The sequence below is a fragment of the Enterobacter sp. CPE_E890 genome (assembly GCF_046521475.1).
Classification (GTDB): Bacteria; Pseudomonadota; Gammaproteobacteria; order Enterobacterales; family Enterobacteriaceae; genus Enterobacter; species Enterobacter adelaidei.
In genome coordinates, this window is record NZ_JBKFZW010000002.1 from 35860 (window position 1) to 51757 (window position 15898).

Here is a 15898-nt window from a genome sequence, read left to right on the forward strand (position 1 = left end):
CAGCGAGTCAGCTTGGGAAGAAATGACCTGCTTATTCGCACCTTCCTTAAATGGGCATGGGACAGCCAGAACCTTGGTGAATCGCTTTACACGAATTACCAGTATGAAGGCGTATTTGTTTTGTCTCCCGCCGGGGAGACGCGTTATAGCGTCATTGAAGGAAATCTTGTCAGCCAGCCTTTCGAGAAATGGCTCAACCGGAACATCACCAAAGAACTTTTTAACGACCTCTCACAAAGCCAGGGTAAAGCCGTCTCACGCCTTATGATGACCAACGGGCAACTCACCTTACTGGCGGCGGCCCGGATCACGTCGGGAGACGATGAAAGCATCACGCCGGTGGCGGAAGATGCCTCGGTACTGATTTTCGCCGACGTGTTAACGCCCGTTAAACTGGAGAAAATGGGCAACGAATACGGCATTCATAATGCGCATACGTTCGGCAGAATGGAGCCACACCTGAAAGCCGACTACCGGGAAGCTCAGCTTATTTTACCCATTGATAATGGCGATGTTCGGATTGAGTGGCGAAACGACGATCCGGGCAGAGCGCTGATGAACCGGGAGCTGCCGTTAATCATCATTCTGATGTTATCGACCATTGCATTTACCTGGTTGATGCGGCGTGGTGCGTTAATCAAAGCGCAAATTAATGACGAAAATGTTTTCCTGCTTGAGCAAAGCCGACAAGCGCTTACGGCAAGTGAACGACGCTTTCGCGACGTCATTGAAGCCACCACCGACTGGATTTGGGAAGCGGACAGCGAGGCACGGCTAACGTGGTTATCCGACCGTTTTTCCGGCGTTACCGGTCATCATTCTGACGACTGGCTTGGGCGGAACATGTTGGATTTCATCCACAGCGACAAAATCCTTTTTCATCACTGGCTGCTGAATCCGCAGACGAGCAGTAATTACACGCTCAAAAAGGCCCGCTATTTCTCAGCTCAGGGCCATCAGCGTTACTGCAATGTGGTGGCGAAGCGCGCCATTATGGATGATGGTTCTATGGGCTTTCGCGGTACGGTGACCGATGTCACTCTGGAAGTGGAGGCGCAGGAGCGTGCCGAGTATTTATCGCGGCATGATGAATTAACCGGCCTGCCAAACCGGGTCAGAATGAAAGAGTTTCTGGAAGGTGAGCTGCGTTCTTTACCCGATCCGGATCATCCCCTGGCCATGATCAGCCTCGACCTGGATAAATTCAAACCGGTAAATGATTTATTCGGCCACAATGCGGGCGATGCGTTACTCAATGAAGTCGCCAGCCGGTTGCGGTCCTGTACCCGTAAAATCGATCTGGTTGCCCGGCAGGGCGGAGATGAGTTTATCTTTATTCTGCCGGATATTTATGTGCGTAAAGACATAGAGACGCTCTGCCAGCGCATTGCCAGTGAAATAAGCCGGCCTTTTATCGTTAACGGCAATGAAGTGTATATCAGCGTGAGTATGGGGATTGCACTGGCGCCTCAGGATGCAATGAACGCCAGCGATCTGATTCGGTTATCCGATATCGCATTGTATAAAGCGAAAAATACCGGTCGCAATAACTGGGTGTTTTACGAACCCAACATGGGCGAGTACTTAATTCAGCGCCGGGAAATGGAAAAAGAGTTTCGTGAAGCGTTATGCACAGACCAGTTTCAGCTGGTTTATCAGCCCCGTTACGACATTAAAACCTCGCGTATCGCTGCTGTCGAAGCACTGGTTCGCTGGCAGCATCCGCGTCTCGGTTTACTGATGCCGGATCAGTTCATCCCGCTTGCGGAAGAGACGGGCCTGATCGTTGCCATGAGTGATGTGGTGCTGGAGAAAGCCTGTAAAGATATGGTGCATCTCTCGCCCGATTTGGTTATTTCGGTCAATATTTCGGCGGTGGAGTTTAATACCCGTGGCCTGGCGAAACGGGTAAAGGCTGCGCTGCAAAAATCGGGGCTTAAACCGTCCCGGCTGGAGTTAGAAATTACCGAAAACGTGACGATTTCCAATCCGGATATCACGCTGGAAACCATGAAGCAGCTGAAGGATATCGGCGTACGCTTTTTGATTGAGGCACTGTTGCAAAGTTAGCGATGAGGCAGCCTTTTGTCTTATTCAAAGGCCTTACATTTCAAAAACTCTGCTTACCAGGCGCATTTCGCCCAGGGGATCACCATAATAAAATGCTGAGGCCTGGCCTTTGCGTAGTGCACGCATCACCTCAATACCTTTGATGGTGGCGTAAGCCGTCTTCATGGATTTAAATCCCAGCGTGGCGCCGATTATCCGTTTCAGTTTGCCATGATCGCATTCAATCACGTTGTTCCGGTACTTAATCTGTCGGTGTTCAACGTCAGACGGGCACCGGCCTTCGCGTTTGAGCAGAGCAAGCGCGCGACCATAGGCGGGCGCTTTATCCGTGTTGATGAATCGCGGGATCTGCCACTTCTTCACGTTGTTGAGGATTTTACCCAGAAACCGGTATGCAGCTTTGCTGTTACGACGGGAGGAGAGATAAAAATCGACAGTGCGGCCCCGGCTGTCGACGGCCCGGTACAGATACGCCCAGCGGCCATTGACCTTCACGTAGGTTTCATCCATGTGCCACGGGCAAAGATCGGAAGGGTTACGCCAGTACCAGCGCAGCCGTTTTTCCATTTCAGGCGCATAACGCTGAACCCAGCGGTAAATCGTGGAGTGATCGACATTCACTCCGCGTTCAGCCAGCATCTCCTGCAGCTCACGGTAACTGATGCCGTATTTGCAGTACCAGCGTACGGCCCACAGAATGATGTCACGCTGAAAATGCCGGCCTTTGAATGGGTTCATGTGCAGCTCCATCAGCAAAAGGGGATGATAAGTTTATCACCACCGACTATTTGCAACAGTGCCTGTTTAGGCTCCAGTCCTACCATTCTGGCGAACTGACGCGTCTGATAAGAACGGTAGGCTGAACCGTTGTCTGTCAGCCACTCAACTGGGGATGTCGGCAGGCTGTTACCGAAGCGACGCTCCACGGCACCCAGCATGACGTCCTGCACGGTTTCACTGTCATATCCACCGTTACTGGCCGCCCAGTAAAGTGCCTCGCGATCGCAACAGTCCAGAGCGAACGTGACCCGCAGTTTTTCACCGTTATCACAGCTGAACTCGAAGCCGTCAGAGCACCACCGCTGGTTACTTTCTCCAACGGCCACTTTCCCTGTATGCGCCCGCTTCGATGGCGGTATTTCCGGTTTACGCTCAAGCAGCAGCGCATTCTGACGCATGATGCGGTATACGCGTTTGGCATTGATCACCGCCATGTCGTCAGTTTCTGATTGTCTGCGCAACAGTGCCCATACCCGACGATAACCATAGGTGGGCAGATCGCCGATAACGGTATGGATACGGGCCAGCGCGTCAGTATCATCAGGCTTGCGCTTGCACCGACGATCCTGCCAGTCCTTCGACTGACGGGCTATGGCATGCAGTTGCGCACGTGAGACCCGGAGGCAACGACTGACAAGGCTTATTCGCCATCCTCCGGTAACAAGGGCACGTGCGCTATCCACTTTTTTTGTCGGCCATATTCAACGGCTTCTTTTAGCAGCTCGTTTTCCATGGTTTTCTTGCCCAACAGGCGCTGCAGCTCTTTAATTTGCTTCATCGCAGATGCCAGCTCCGACGCGGGCACAACCTGTTCTCCTGCGGCAACGGCTGTAAGGCTGCCTTCCTGATACTGCTTACGCCACAGGAACAGCTGACTGGCAGCAACGCCATGCTGACGGGCGACCAGCGACACGGTCATTCCGGGCTCAAAACTCTGCTGAACAATGGCGATTTTTTCCTGAACACTTCGCCGTCTGCGCTTCTCTGGACCTAAAACATCAATCATTCGGACTCCAACGACTAGTCTAAAAACTAGTATTAAGACTATCACTGTAAGCGTCAAGTCACTGCCGCCTGTGATTCCAGTCCCGGGATCGCTAGCTTAGAGCTCCGTCTAATTTAGAAGGAGCTCTGTTTATGGAAAATGCTGCCAACTGGCGAACTGAATCGCGTACCGTCTATTCCAGTGACTTCAAACTTCGGATGGTCGAACTGGCTTCACGACCAGATGCCAACGTCGCACAACTGGCGCGGGAACATGGCGTTGATAATAATCTCATTTTTAAGTGGCTACGCCTCTGGCAGAGAGAGGGGCGAATCTCTCGTCGAATGCCTGCAACTATCGTGGGGCCGGTGGTACCTCAATCTCTTCCGGCTTCTCCGACTCTGTTGTCCGTCGACGTTATCAACGACCCGTTGCCCGCAGCAGAGAATGACACTCTGTGTACGTTCTCCTCCGCTCACGCCAGCGCCACTTCCTGTCATGTTGAGTTCCGCCACGGCAAAATGACGCTGGAGAACCCGTCGTCAGAGTTGCTGACTGTGCTGATCCGCGAATTGACCGGGAGGTGACACCATGATATCCCTCCCGTCAGGCACCCGCATCTGGCTGGTCGCCGGGGCCACGGATATGCGTAAATCCTTCAACGGGCTGGGCGAACAGATACACCACGTTCTGGATGAGGATCCCTTCTCCGGCCATCTGTTTATCTTCCGGGGACGCCGTGGCGATACCGTGAAAATACTTTGGGCTGATGCTGATGGTCTGTGCCTGTTTATCAAACGCCTGGAAGAGGGACAGTTCGTCTGGCCTGCTGTACGCGACGGCAAAATCGCGATCACCCGCTCACAACTTGCCATGCTCCTTGATAAGCTGGACTGGCGCCAGCCAAAAATATCCCGCCTTAACTCACTGACAATGTTGTAAAAAATCATAACCGCATTATAAAAGCGGTTATGAATCACGACTATCTCGCCCGTATCGCTGCGCTGGAAGACGCGCTTCGCCAGAAAGACAGTCAGCTCAGTCTCGTTGCAGAGACTGAGTCGTTCCTGCGTTCTGCACTGGCCCGCGCAGAAGAGAAAATAGAGAACGAAGAGCGCGAGATAGAGCATCTGCGGGCACAGATAGAAAAACTGCGTCGAATGTTGTTCGGTACCCGCTCCGAAAAACTTCGCCGACAGGTTGAAGAAGCCGAAGCCCTGCTGAAACAGCAGGAGCAGCAAAGCGATCGCTACAACGGACGGGAAGACGATCCGCAGGTACCTCGCCAGTTGCGTCAGTCCCGCCATCGTCGCCCGTTACCAGCACATCTTCCCCGCGAGATACATCGGCTGGATCCTGCGGAAACCAGCTGTCCGGAATGCGGCAGCAGTATGGCGTACCTCAGCGAAGTCAGCGTGGAGCAGCTGGAACTGGTCTCCAGCGCCCTGAAAGTGATCCGCACGGTCAGGGTGAAAAAGGCCTGCACCCGATGTGACTGTATCGTTGAAGCACCTGCGCCATCACGTCCCATCGATCGGGGTATCGCCGGGCCGGGTCTGCTGGCCCGCGTGTTAACGGCCAAATACTGCGAACACCTGCCGCTGTATCGCCAGTGCGAAATCTTTGCCCGTCAGGGCGTGGATCTGAGCCGGGCTCTGCTCTCCAACTGGGTGGATGCATGTTGCCGGTTAATGGCCCCGCTGGATGAGGCCCTTTACCACTACGTGATGGACTGCCACAAACTGCATACGGATGACACTCCGGTTCTGGTGCTTGCACCGGGCAGAAAGAAGACGAAAACCGGGCGTATCTGGACGTATGTACGTGACGACAGAAGCGCAGGTTCATCAGATCCGCCAGCGGCATGGTTCGCCTTCTCGCCAGACCGGCAGGGAAAACATCCTCAGCAACACCTTCGCCACTATCATGGTGTGCTGCAGGCGGATGCCTTCGCAGGCTACGATCGGTTGTTCAGTCCGGAACGTGAAGGAGGGCCGCTGACAGAAGCCGCATGTTGGGCCCATGCCCGCCGAAAAATCCATGATGTCTATATAAGCACTCACACAGCGACAGCGGAAAAGCCCTGAAACGTATCGGTGAGCTGTACGCGATAGAAGAAGAAATACGCGGCCTCACGACAGAAGAGCGTCTGGCAGCCAGACAATCGCAAAGCAAACCACTGCTGGCATCGCTGCATGAATGGCTGGTAGAAAAAATGAGACGCTGTCGAAAAAGTCCCGTCTGGGCGAAGCGTTCGCTTATGTCCTGAACCAGTGGGATGCGCTGTGCTACTACTGTGAAGATGGCCTGGCAGAGCCTGATAACAACGCTGCCGAACGAGCCCTTCGTGCCGTCTGTCTTGGGAAAAAGAATTTTATCTTCTTCGGCAGCGACCACGGTGGTGAGCGCGGAGCCCTGCTGTACGGACTGATCGGGACGTGCAGGCTGAATGGTATCGATCCGGAAGCCTACCTTCGCCATATCCTGAGCGTACTGCCGGAGTGGCCCAGCAACAAAGTGGCCGAACTGCTGCCATGGAACGTGGTTCTTACCGATAAATAACCGTCAATACGGCGCTCACTTAACGCTTACCTATCACTAACTTAAGTGATACCAACTGTCTGGAGATTCATGGGGCCAGTCTACTGAGCTGACACAATGTATCAGAAAAGAGATCCCCCGATCGGCCAGTAAGCACAACGGGATAATCAGAGTCACATTTTGTCTTCATCGTAAATGCGATGACACCCGTCCGTACTGAACCCGGCAGGTTTATGATGGACGGCTCCATCCGTCAGGATAATGCAGACGGCAGGCATCCGGTATGACGCCAGGTACAGAGATACTACGGGCCCGCGCGCTGGCCGAGAGGCAACCGGTCATTCTGCCGCCCGAAGGTACCAGAAACGGGGATCCGTTTTGTAAGGTTTATCCACAGGAACCGGGGATAAGGGTGTGGGTAAGCGCGGCGATGTATGTCAGACAGGTCGACTCAGGTAAAAAAATGCCTGCTTCGGGAGCAGGCAAACAGGCGCTGACGGCATGCACGCCGTCAGCAAAATTTTATAATTTCCGGCAGCAGGCTGTTTGTTTCCGGAAATCGACCGAGTATGTAGGCTATCCACGACATTCGCGGAACAGGTCGCTTTCCGGAAGATAGGCCCCGGTGGTGATGTCCCAGAGCCCCAGTACGGACGCGAAAAGGTTATCGTGGGAATATGTCCTGTTAACGGCATTATGCTGCAGACACGCGGCGTTAATATTTTTAGCAGCAATGAAGCCTGGCGACATCCAGAGCTGCATCGGGATGTGCGTCTGCTGATCCGGTGCCAGTTTGTAGGGGGTACCGTGCAGATACAGTCCGCTCTCTCCCAGAGATTCGCCGTGATCGGACACATACAGCAGTACGGTGTTGTACTGTTCGCTGTATTGCTTAAGCTTTTCAATCATCTGCGCTAACACATAGTCGGTGTGGCGAATGGTATTGTCGTAGGTATTAACCAGCTGTTCCTGCGTGCAGTTTTCGATATCGCTGCGCGCACATTCCGGCATGAAGTGACGATGCTCTGCCGGATAACGCTGGTAATAGGTCGGTCCATGGCTGCCAATCATATGGAAGGCGATCAGCTTGTCTCCGGCCATTTTGCCGATTTCGGTATCCAGGTTTTCCAGCATAACATCGTCATAGCAGGTTTTACCGTCACACAGTTTTTTACTGATACCGGGATTAATTTCGACAGTCGGGATACGGCTGCATACGCCTTTACACCCGCCATCGTTTTCTTTCCACAACAGCGAAACCCCCGTTTTCTGCACGATGTCGAGGACATTTTCACTGCCGGCAGCCTTTTTACCATCGTAATCCGTCCGGTTCATATCCGAGAACATACAGGGCACCGAGACTGCGGTCGCCGTGCCACAGGAACGCATATTCCTGAACGAAATAACGCCATCGATTTTGCTGGTAAAGGCATTTGTGTCACGCGGGTAGCCGTTCATGGAGAAATTCTGGCTCCGTGCCGTTTCGCCAATTACCAGGAACATCAGCGTGGGTTTACCATTCCGGGTAACGCGCCTTGCATCATCCCCCAGCGTCCGGAAAGGCATTTTCGTCGTAAAATAGGTATCCTTCACGTAATGGAAAGTGCTGTACGCATAGTTTGCCGGGATAATTTCTTTGTTCAGCGTCGGGTTATTGCGCCCGACAGAAGCATAATCCTGGTAATACAGAGCGGCAACACCTGCAATCAGGATCAGCGAAGCGAGCATGGAAAGCAGCCGGTGGGCAACCCCTTTGTACCATTTGTCTGCATATTCAATTTTAATCAAAAACAACAGGATAGCCGGAAGAATGCCCATGAAGACCAGCCACAGCACCAGTGAGCCATTCAGGTAGGCATGCGCTTCCTGTGGGTTTGTTTCCAGTATATTTTCGATCATGGACTGATCAAACATCACTTTATATTTCAGTGTGGCGTAACTCACCACCGAACCGGTGACCAGCAACAGGGCAAAGAAGGGTTTGAGCAGGTAGCGAACCGAGAAGGGCATAAACACAAAGTTAAGCGCTGCAACCAGCACAAACGGAATGGAGATGACGAACCCCGCCCTCACATGTTCAAGACGGCTCAGGATATCGTAGAAATGCAGCAACACCGGCCAGTTAAGTAAGAATGCAAAAACGAGTGCCAGAAGTAAAACCAAGGGGATTACCCTCATCCTGAAAAGTACGGGCATTACGATCTCCATCAATAATATGTCCCCGCCCGGGGTCACAGGTTGCACCAGAAAAAGGGCAACAGGTTATCAGACCCGGCGGTTCCTAAGCGAAACTATTTTTTAATGACTAGTACCCAATCAGTGAGTTATCTCTGGTATCCGGCCTGAGTCGCCGGTAGCGGTATTGGGATACAAAGCGGAGCAGCCAGCTGGCCGTTTACCGAAGGGAAAAGATGAAGACGTCCTTCAGACTGCGCAACAGGGGAAGCAGCGTAGTCCGGAGTTCCGCCTCCTCTGTTCAGACAGTACCGGATATGACAGCAGCACGGCTGCCACCGGCATTACTGTTACGGTTTCTTGTTAAGTTATTAACTTAATATGATATTAAATGTCAGTCAGATTCAGGCGATCGCGGGCCGTGCGCAGGCGCGCTTCGCCGCGGCGATCGTACTGCTGGGTGGTGGTGACGCTGGCATGCCCCATCGCGTCCTTTACCGTGATGAGATCCTCGCCATTATCGAGCATGGCGGTGGCAAAAGTTCGCCTTAAATCGTGCGGGGCACATTTTGTAACCCCCGCCTGGCGCTGGCGGACCTGCAGGACGTGATACACCGCCTGGTCGGTCAGCCGGTCGTTCGTCAGGGTGTCAAAGCGGCGGATACGGGTGAACAACGGCCCGTCTTTTTCTCCCCGCACGTCATCGATCCACGTCCTTAGCCGCTGCCAGGTGCCCGCCGGCATATAGGCCAGCCGCTCCTTGTTTCCCTTACCCAGCACCCGGAGCGCCCGCTCATCTGTGACAACGTCACGCAAATCCAGCCCTACCGCCTCTGACCGGCGCAGGCCGCAGCCGAGAATGACGGCCAGCATTGCCGCATCGCGTACCCCGATGCTGGAGTCATCGGCCTCGCAGGCACCAAACAGCGCCCGTATCTCCTCCGGCGGCAGGGCCCGGCCGCGCGGCAGGCGGCTGCCCCTAAGGTTACGCACCGCCCGGATGTGCTGGAAGCTCTCGACGTCCATGAGTTTCAGCATCCAGGCTTCCTTCGCCACCCCCTTGAGTGCCGAAAGATAGGTGTTGACGGTCGCCGTGGCCCGGCCGGTGTCGCGCAGGAGCTCGGTCACGGCCATAACGTGATGACGGCGCAGGCTGCCCCAGCTGCAGGACTCCAGGGACGCGGCGCCGAGCATGCCGGCAACAATACCGAGGAACGAGGCCATGGTCTGCCGGCTGCGGGGGGAATTGAGGGAAAGCAGGTAGGCCCGGGCGGGACCGACCGGGCTTTCAGTACCAACCAGCGCCGGCAGGAAATCCCCATCAGGTGGAATGACCGCCGGTGGCGGGAGCTGCTCGGGTTCATCGTCAGGCATCAGTGTCATCCGGGGCTCCGTCCGGGCCGGAAAGCGTCCGGCGCGCTGCGTGAAAAATCGGGGAAAAGTATACGCCAGAGCGTACCGCATAGAGTCTACTTTCTCAAACGTACATTTTAATAAGTAGAAAAGTTATTGAGTCCAGTCTCTGTTGCCTATATCTTTAACAAAGATAAAACATTTGAATTATCTGTTAAATGATATGGCTATCAGACATGATGATCTGAGGGCGGTAGCATTCCAAAAACAAGAGCAGAAGAGGCGGAAGTTCAAGTTGAGCATGGGCAAAACGATTTCAAGAAAAAAACGTCTATCTCAGTACTATACAAACCGGGATGTGGCAGAGTTGCTTATCTCATCATTACCATCAGACGAAGCAAGTACAATCATTGACTTAAGTGCTGGTGAAGGCTCGTTGTTGATGACAGCTGCGCTCAAATACGACAACGCAAAGCTCTACGGAATTGATATTGATGATGAAAACTGCAGAAAGTTAGACCTATTACAAAACACGACGAGTATATGTTTAGATGCAACCCATTCAGCCAGTTTTGATAAAATAAAGGCACAAAACAGTACATATGGCATAGTCATTGGCAATCCTCCTTTTTATACAGCTGAACATACTGCCTATACAAGGTTCTTATTTAAGGAGTGGGCACTAAATCATAAAACAAAATATTACAGAGCTGAGGTTTTGTTCTTAATGTTATCGCTTAAGTTGCTTGATCGAGACAGTTGTTGTGGAATTGTTGTACCTGATACGATATTTTCAAGCGAGAAATATAAACCACTCAGAGAAAAAATAACCTCATTATTTAAATATATAGATGTTATAGAATTAGATAATAAGGCATTTTTGGGAACTGAAGCAAGGACTCATATTCTCACTGTCAGTAACAAAAAATCAATAAGCCCATCAATAACAACAAGAAGTTCAAAAAAAAAAAAGCGATAAGGCTTAAAAAAGAAGAGTTTATTGAAAGGGCCGACCATCAATATAACTCTTTTAAATATAACAATAACGAAAAAACGATTGAAACTTCAGGTATAAAAGTTATGAGAGGGAATATCAGCAAAACGAAAAAAACTCAACTGCATGATGCGATAATCCATTCATCTTCTTTTTATAATGATTTTTCTTTATTTGAAAATAACAATGACAGTGCAGAAAATGGTTCAGCCGTACAGGCGGTGAAAGGAGATGTTGTTGTACCCCGTGTAGGAACAAGATGTTTGGGGAAAGTTGGGATCATACGAAACGGTTCTTTTTCCATTACAGATTGTGTTTTTGTTATCAAAGCTTCTGAGTACGAATGTGGTGAAATGGTTGCCGCGGCATTAAAATCGAAATTTGGAGTCGACTGGATTAAAAGTATTTCGAAAGGCATTGGAGCGCAGTACATAACATTAAATGACATAAAAAAACTACCCCTGCGATAATAACATCATGAAAATAGATCATATTACAGCAAGAGATACTGAAGCGATTATTGAACAATCCAAAAAATTAATCAAGATTGGTTACTGGGATAATGTAAAAGTATCAGTACTGCAACGCTGGTTAGATAATTTCAAGGATGAAAAGGAAAAATATCTTGCAGCCTCTGTGTTAAGCGAGTTGATATATCGTAACAGAGAAACTGTTACATCTATGGGCTATAATATATTCTCAATTATTCTCCCACAGATCTTAGAGGAGTTAGATATTTACCATATTGAGGATATTGAAAAATGGATGAATGACATCAACTCGCCAAAACATGCAAGGAATCTTCCGTTTCGAACGTCCGTAATAAATAATGTGGATAGTAAAGTCACTAAAAGTGGTGATGTAATACACACATTCCTACAAAGAGATTTTTTCGATAAAAACTTAGGGGTAAAAGTTGAAAATATAGAAAAATTGCCACCAAGAATCAAAGCGATAGTTTTTTTTGATGATATGCTTGGTTCTGGCACTCAAATTGACACTTTCATGAAAGAAACAAATCTTGATGAACTTGGAAAGAAAATAATATTCATTCCATTTGCGGCTCTACGCGATTCAACAATAAGGATACAATCTAAATATAAAAACCTAATTATTAGGCCTGTTGAGTACTTGGATGAAAATCATAGTTTCTTTAGAGCATCCAACAGGAGAATAAATAGAGAATATTTCTATACACATAATGATTTCTTAAGATTGTACATTGATATATGTAATAAGAACTCAATAAGCAATCCATTAGGGTTCGGTAATTTGGGGCTTAGTTATGTCTTGGCAAACTCAACTCCAAATAATAATCTTTCATTCCTCTGGTTTGAAAATGAAGGATGGAATAGGTTATTCAAAAGGTAAAATATGAAATTTAACGAGATTTTTTCGAAAAACCGTGCCGAAGAATTACCTGATGATCTCTATGGTAAATATGTTCTTCCCTTAGGGTACGAAGATGTAAATCTAAAAAAAACGACAAAAGCAAGTATAGTTATTGGGGGGAGAGGATATGGAAAAACGATGTTCTTAAAGTATCATTGCCACCAGACAGCTCTAAGTGTGAATAAAGATACGATTGGTATTGAGGATCTTTCCAATCTGGGTATATATTGGCGCCCGGATACATCCTTTAGCCAGTTATTAACCGAAGCTTGGCTCGGAAAATTTTGGTCAACAGCTTTCAAAACGTACATGAGTCTATCGCTGATTATTGAGTTTGTTAAACTAACCAATAATTTATTGTCCGAAAAATCTCCTGTTTTTTCGTTGAAAGAGAAGATTAATAATCTGAAATTGCCAGATACAATTTCTGAAGGTTTGGGCATTGATAAAAATGCGAAACTTGTTGATGTTAGCGATCTTTTACATGAAAGACTGTTTACTCTTTGCAATTGGATAAATGCCCCAGTTACTGAAACACCACCGTTTTCTCTTGATACAAAATTTTCATTACAGAATATCATTAGCAAACTACATGCAATAACTGGATGCATTATAAAGCCTAATTTTCAAGTTTACATTGACGAGTTCGAGAACTTGACATCAGACCAGCAGGCAATAATCAATACTTTAATGAAGCACGGATCCATGCCGTTACTGTTCAGTGTTGCCTATAAGAAAAATGCTAATATTTCACATAAAACGTTAGGCAACGAAAGCATTGTTGAGCAGCATGATTTCAGATATATAGACTTAGAAGAACTGTATCTCAATGACTTTGATACATTTGCTGGTGAGATATTAGCCCTGCGCTTTTCAGATTATATAGAAAACACTGATCATGAAAAACTCCGTTCCATATTTACGTCAGAACATCAAATCCCGCACAGACAAACGAAGGAGTATCAGGATTCAATTAAAAATCTGGCCAGTAAGTTTCTTCCTGAAAAATCGACAAAAGAGATATCACATGAAATATTCAGTGATGACGCATTAACTAAAAAATTACATTCAATGATTGAAACCGGTTTGTCTAAATCAAAGTCAAAATTGCAAGTTCAATATTTTATAGATGATAAATTTCCTGAGGCAAGCCTGATAAATGGTGCATTGCTGAATAGGAAAAGTATTAGCCCAGACGAGGTGTTAGAACAATATTTGCAATATAAAGCAGGACATACAACAAAATATAAATCATGGATACCTAACAATCTCGTCGGTGTAATTCTCTATCTTTATAATAAATTACCAACCAGAATCTGCCCACTGTACGCTGGCTATAAACAGTTTGTATATTTATCAAGAGGGAACATCAGACATTTTCTGGAGTTATGTCACCAGTCGGTAACAAAAACAAATATCACGTCTCCACTGCCGCCAAAAACGATACCATCCATGACAATCGAAGCTCAATTAGAGGCCACCCTGAAGACGAGTGAACTCGAAATTGAAAAAATAGGAGATTTTGGTGCTCATGGAATGCATCTAAAAAGAGTGGCTAAAAGACTTGGTGCGATTTTCAACTATTGCCAATCTCGACGTTCTCAGAGCGAATCAGAAGTAAACCATTTCACTTTAGATTTAACTGATATAAATCTTCTTGCTTATAATGTTAAGGAAATCCTAAATGAATCATTGGTGTGGTCCGTGCTGATTGAACAGAAAGGAACGAAGAGTAAATCAACTGACAACCTGGAACTCAATGATTACGTCTTACATCCAGTTCTTGCACCATATTTTGGAATAAGCCACAGAAAAAAGAAAAAAATAAAATTTAGCAAAGGTGAGGTTGAAACCATTTTTGTAGGTAGTGATGAAGATTTTTCATCCTTGTTAAAGAAATATGGAGCCCGGTGGGATATCGATGACTCATCTTTTGATGTTTCTAGTTCAGTCACATCATACCAGTTGGGCCTGTTATGATAAAATTCAAACGTATCAGAACTCACAACAACTTAGATTTTACTAATCGCCATCATGACATTTTTTTCTATGGTGAAGAGTTAGATGAGAGAACTGGCCTGGCGATAAAAAAAGTAAACGCAAGCAATGCATTTCAGGTTAAATATGTAAAAGATGAATATGCATTAAAACTCAATGGTAATAAATACAAATTGTTAGCATTGAAGGATGCATTAATCTCTATGTCGCCTAAAAAAGTAATAATAGACTCTACTTCTCTTGATTTCCCTGAAATATTGTATCTTTTTTACTCCATTAATATGATTGAAGGTATAGAATCATTTACTGTTCTCTACATTGAACCGAAAGAATACAGTAAGTCGCCTTCGACTGAGGGCGGGGATGAGGAGTATCAATTAAGCGATGGCCGACAGCCATTTTCTTCTCTTCCCGTATTTTCACTGAATACAATCACATCTGGCTTACAAAAAACCAGCCTGGTTTCATTCTTAGGATTTGAAAACTCTCGTCTAGGCCAGATTTTAAGTAATGATGATGGGGCAAGCTTCAATAAATTACTGGCTTGTATATCAGTCCCAGCTTATATCCCAGGCTGGGAGAACAAATCACTCAGAAAGCATTTATTACATTTCGACAGCATGGAGACAGATCTAAGAACCTGTCCTGGTGCAAACCCTTACGCCGTATATCAGACCTTATTAGATATATATGCAGAAAACCCAAGACTGGTGCTGACATCCTTAGGTACAAAGCCTACGGCTATCGGTATCTGCGTTTTCTTAATTAACAATCATCCAAATAATAGCGTTGAAAAACAATTGGGAGCAATATATGACTATCCTATAAAATCCATCAACCGTACAATTGGAATTGGTGAGATTTACTCCTACGAACTATCAATAAGCTAACGTCCCGCCTACGTTCATACGTTTGAAGTGTTCGGTACCACCGGCTCTGTGACAGTTCAAGCTCATCATCAAAATCTTCGGCTACAGGCCTAGTTTTATTGTGGAGAGTAATTACGGTGATTGAATAAGTCGTGAAAATTGGCAACCTCCATTCGGCTTGTTCCAACTGATGCAGAGCCGGGCTATTGATCCACTCAAAGAGATGGCTCATGCATCAGTTGTATTGTTGTAAAGCCACACCGTCATATTGTATTTGAAAAGAAAACGCTTTAGTCAATCCCAGCCTTAATAACTGTTTGATGTTCAATATAACGTTCTATACTTGAAAAGACTATTTAGATGATTAAAACTGTTATAAATACTGGTATGTATAACACGAAGTCGAATGAGTAAGGTATTTTTTGTGTGGGATTTATTCATTAAGATAATGCTGCTGTTACCGATTCCCTTGATAACTGTTTTTCCCAACATTATTCCTTTTCTGACTTATAGACAAAATGGTGATAAAAACAAATCCGCCCTGATGGATACACTAGCCCGAGAGATGGATAAACAACAACCCTGTGCGTATCTTGTGGAGTCATGCGTTTCTCGACCGCATAACATCCGGCCAATACCTTGGGCGTTTCTGCGGGTGGTACTACATTACAGTAATTCGATGGAAATCATTCAGCTAGTATCATCTGGGAGGAGAATACTGGCACTGTTGCAAATATAGGC

At 47.4% G+C, this 15898-nt stretch carries 11 protein-coding genes and 3 pseudogenes; 10 read left to right on the forward strand and 4 right to left on the reverse strand.

Going from position 1 to position 15898, the window contains the following annotated elements:
• Positions 1–12 precede the first annotated feature (12 nt).
• Positions 13–2070 (forward strand): putative bifunctional diguanylate cyclase/phosphodiesterase, encoded by a 2058-nt coding sequence (locus tag ACLHV9_RS24720; RefSeq protein ID WP_407221221.1) that lies wholly within the window; start codon positions 13–15, stop codon positions 2068–2070.
• 33 nt (positions 2071–2103) lie between these two features.
• On the opposite strand, the gene ACLHV9_RS24725 is transcribed toward ACLHV9_RS24720, so the two are convergent.
• On the reverse strand, positions 2104–2808 hold the full coding sequence (locus ACLHV9_RS24725) for an IS6-like element IS26 family transposase (protein ID WP_001067855.1): 705 nt from the start codon (positions 2806–2808) through the stop codon (positions 2104–2106).
• A 65-nt stretch (positions 2809–2873) separates the two neighbouring features.
• Positions 2874–3856, reverse strand: a pseudogene (locus ACLHV9_RS24730) (IS3 family transposase); the annotation flags it as partial.
• Between the two features lie 131 nt (positions 3857–3987).
• On the opposite strand from ACLHV9_RS24730, the gene ACLHV9_RS24735 reads away from it, so the two are divergent.
• The 3 genes and pseudogenes from ACLHV9_RS24735 (at position 3988) to ACLHV9_RS24745 (ending at position 6397) form a co-directional block, all read left to right on the forward strand.
• Entirely contained in the window at positions 3988–4422 is a 435-nt protein-coding gene (locus ACLHV9_RS24735; protein ID WP_410397568.1) for a transposase, read from the forward strand.
• 4 nt (positions 4423–4426) lie between these two features.
• Positions 4427–4777, forward strand: a complete 351-nt coding sequence (gene tnpB / locus ACLHV9_RS24740) for an IS66 family insertion sequence element accessory protein TnpB (RefSeq protein WP_004189161.1) — start codon at positions 4427–4429, stop codon at positions 4775–4777.
• Positions 4778–4806: 29 nt separating this feature from the next.
• Positions 4807–6397: pseudogene (locus ACLHV9_RS24745) on the forward strand (IS66-like element ISKox1 family transposase).
• 555 nt (positions 6398–6952) lie between these two features.
• On the opposite strand, the gene ACLHV9_RS24750 reads toward ACLHV9_RS24745, so the two are convergent.
• Positions 6953–8572, reverse strand: a complete 1620-nt coding sequence (locus ACLHV9_RS24750; RefSeq protein ID WP_023332837.1) for a phosphoethanolamine--lipid A transferase MCR-10.1 — start codon at positions 8570–8572, stop codon at positions 6953–6955.
• 366 nt (positions 8573–8938) lie between these two features.
• The gene (locus ACLHV9_RS24755) at positions 8939–9934 is read right to left on the reverse strand and encodes a tyrosine-type recombinase/integrase (RefSeq protein WP_023332838.1); all 996 of its coding nucleotides are present in this window, start codon (positions 9932–9934) and stop codon (positions 8939–8941) included.
• Between the two features lie 271 nt (positions 9935–10205).
• On the opposite strand from ACLHV9_RS24755, the gene ACLHV9_RS24760 reads away from it, so the two are divergent.
• From ACLHV9_RS24760 to ACLHV9_RS24785, 6 genes and pseudogenes are all read left to right on the forward strand, one after another.
• Positions 10206–10883: an N-6 DNA methylase gene (locus tag ACLHV9_RS24760; RefSeq protein WP_410397569.1), complete on the forward strand. Its 678-nt coding sequence runs from the start codon at positions 10206–10208 to the stop codon at positions 10881–10883.
• A 101-nt stretch (positions 10884–10984) separates the two neighbouring features.
• Entirely contained in the window at positions 10985–11368 is a 384-nt protein-coding gene (locus ACLHV9_RS24765; RefSeq protein WP_180354942.1) for a hypothetical protein, read from the forward strand.
• 7 nt (positions 11369–11375) lie between these two features.
• On the forward strand, positions 11376–12269 hold the full coding sequence (locus ACLHV9_RS24770) for a hypothetical protein (RefSeq protein WP_019706022.1): 894 nt from the start codon (positions 11376–11378) through the stop codon (positions 12267–12269).
• A gap of 3 nt (positions 12270–12272) precedes the next feature.
• Positions 12273–14215, forward strand: a pseudogene (locus ACLHV9_RS24775) (hypothetical protein).
• Positions 14216–14266: 51 nt separating this feature from the next.
• Positions 14267–15178, forward strand: coding sequence for a hypothetical protein (locus tag ACLHV9_RS24780; protein WP_013213995.1), 912 nt, complete (start codon positions 14267–14269; stop codon positions 15176–15178).
• Between the two features lie 385 nt (positions 15179–15563).
• Positions 15564–15896, forward strand: coding sequence for a hypothetical protein (locus ACLHV9_RS24785; protein WP_013213994.1), 333 nt, complete (start codon positions 15564–15566; stop codon positions 15894–15896).
• Positions 15897–15898: the final 2 nt, after the last annotated feature.

Excerpts from the sequence above, each read along its gene's own strand:
- ACLHV9_RS24750 (WP_023332837.1), bottom strand. The coding sequence starts at position 8,572 with ATGCCCGTACTTTTCAGGATGAGGGTAATCCCCTTGGTTTTACTTCTG.
- ACLHV9_RS24765 (WP_180354942.1), top strand. The coding sequence starts at position 10,985 with ATGAGAGGGAATATCAGCAAAACGAAAAAAACTCAACTGCATGATGCG.
- ACLHV9_RS24760 (WP_410397569.1), top strand. The coding sequence starts at position 10,206 with ATGGGCAAAACGATTTCAAGAAAAAAACGTCTATCTCAGTACTATACA.
- ACLHV9_RS24785 (WP_013213994.1), top strand. The coding sequence starts at position 15,564 with ATGAGTAAGGTATTTTTTGTGTGGGATTTATTCATTAAGATAATGCTG.
- ACLHV9_RS24755 (WP_023332838.1), bottom strand. The coding sequence starts at position 9,934 with ATGACACTGATGCCTGACGATGAACCCGAGCAGCTCCCGCCACCGGCG.
- ACLHV9_RS24780 (WP_013213995.1), top strand. The coding sequence starts at position 14,267 with ATGATAAAATTCAAACGTATCAGAACTCACAACAACTTAGATTTTACT.
- ACLHV9_RS24735 (WP_410397568.1), top strand. The coding sequence starts at position 3,988 with ATGGAAAATGCTGCCAACTGGCGAACTGAATCGCGTACCGTCTATTCC.
- ACLHV9_RS24725 (WP_001067855.1), bottom strand. The coding sequence starts at position 2,808 with ATGAACCCATTCAAAGGCCGGCATTTTCAGCGTGACATCATTCTGTGG.
- ACLHV9_RS24770 (WP_019706022.1), top strand. The coding sequence starts at position 11,376 with ATGAAAATAGATCATATTACAGCAAGAGATACTGAAGCGATTATTGAA.
- tnpB (WP_004189161.1), top strand. The coding sequence starts at position 4,427 with ATGATATCCCTCCCGTCAGGCACCCGCATCTGGCTGGTCGCCGGGGCC.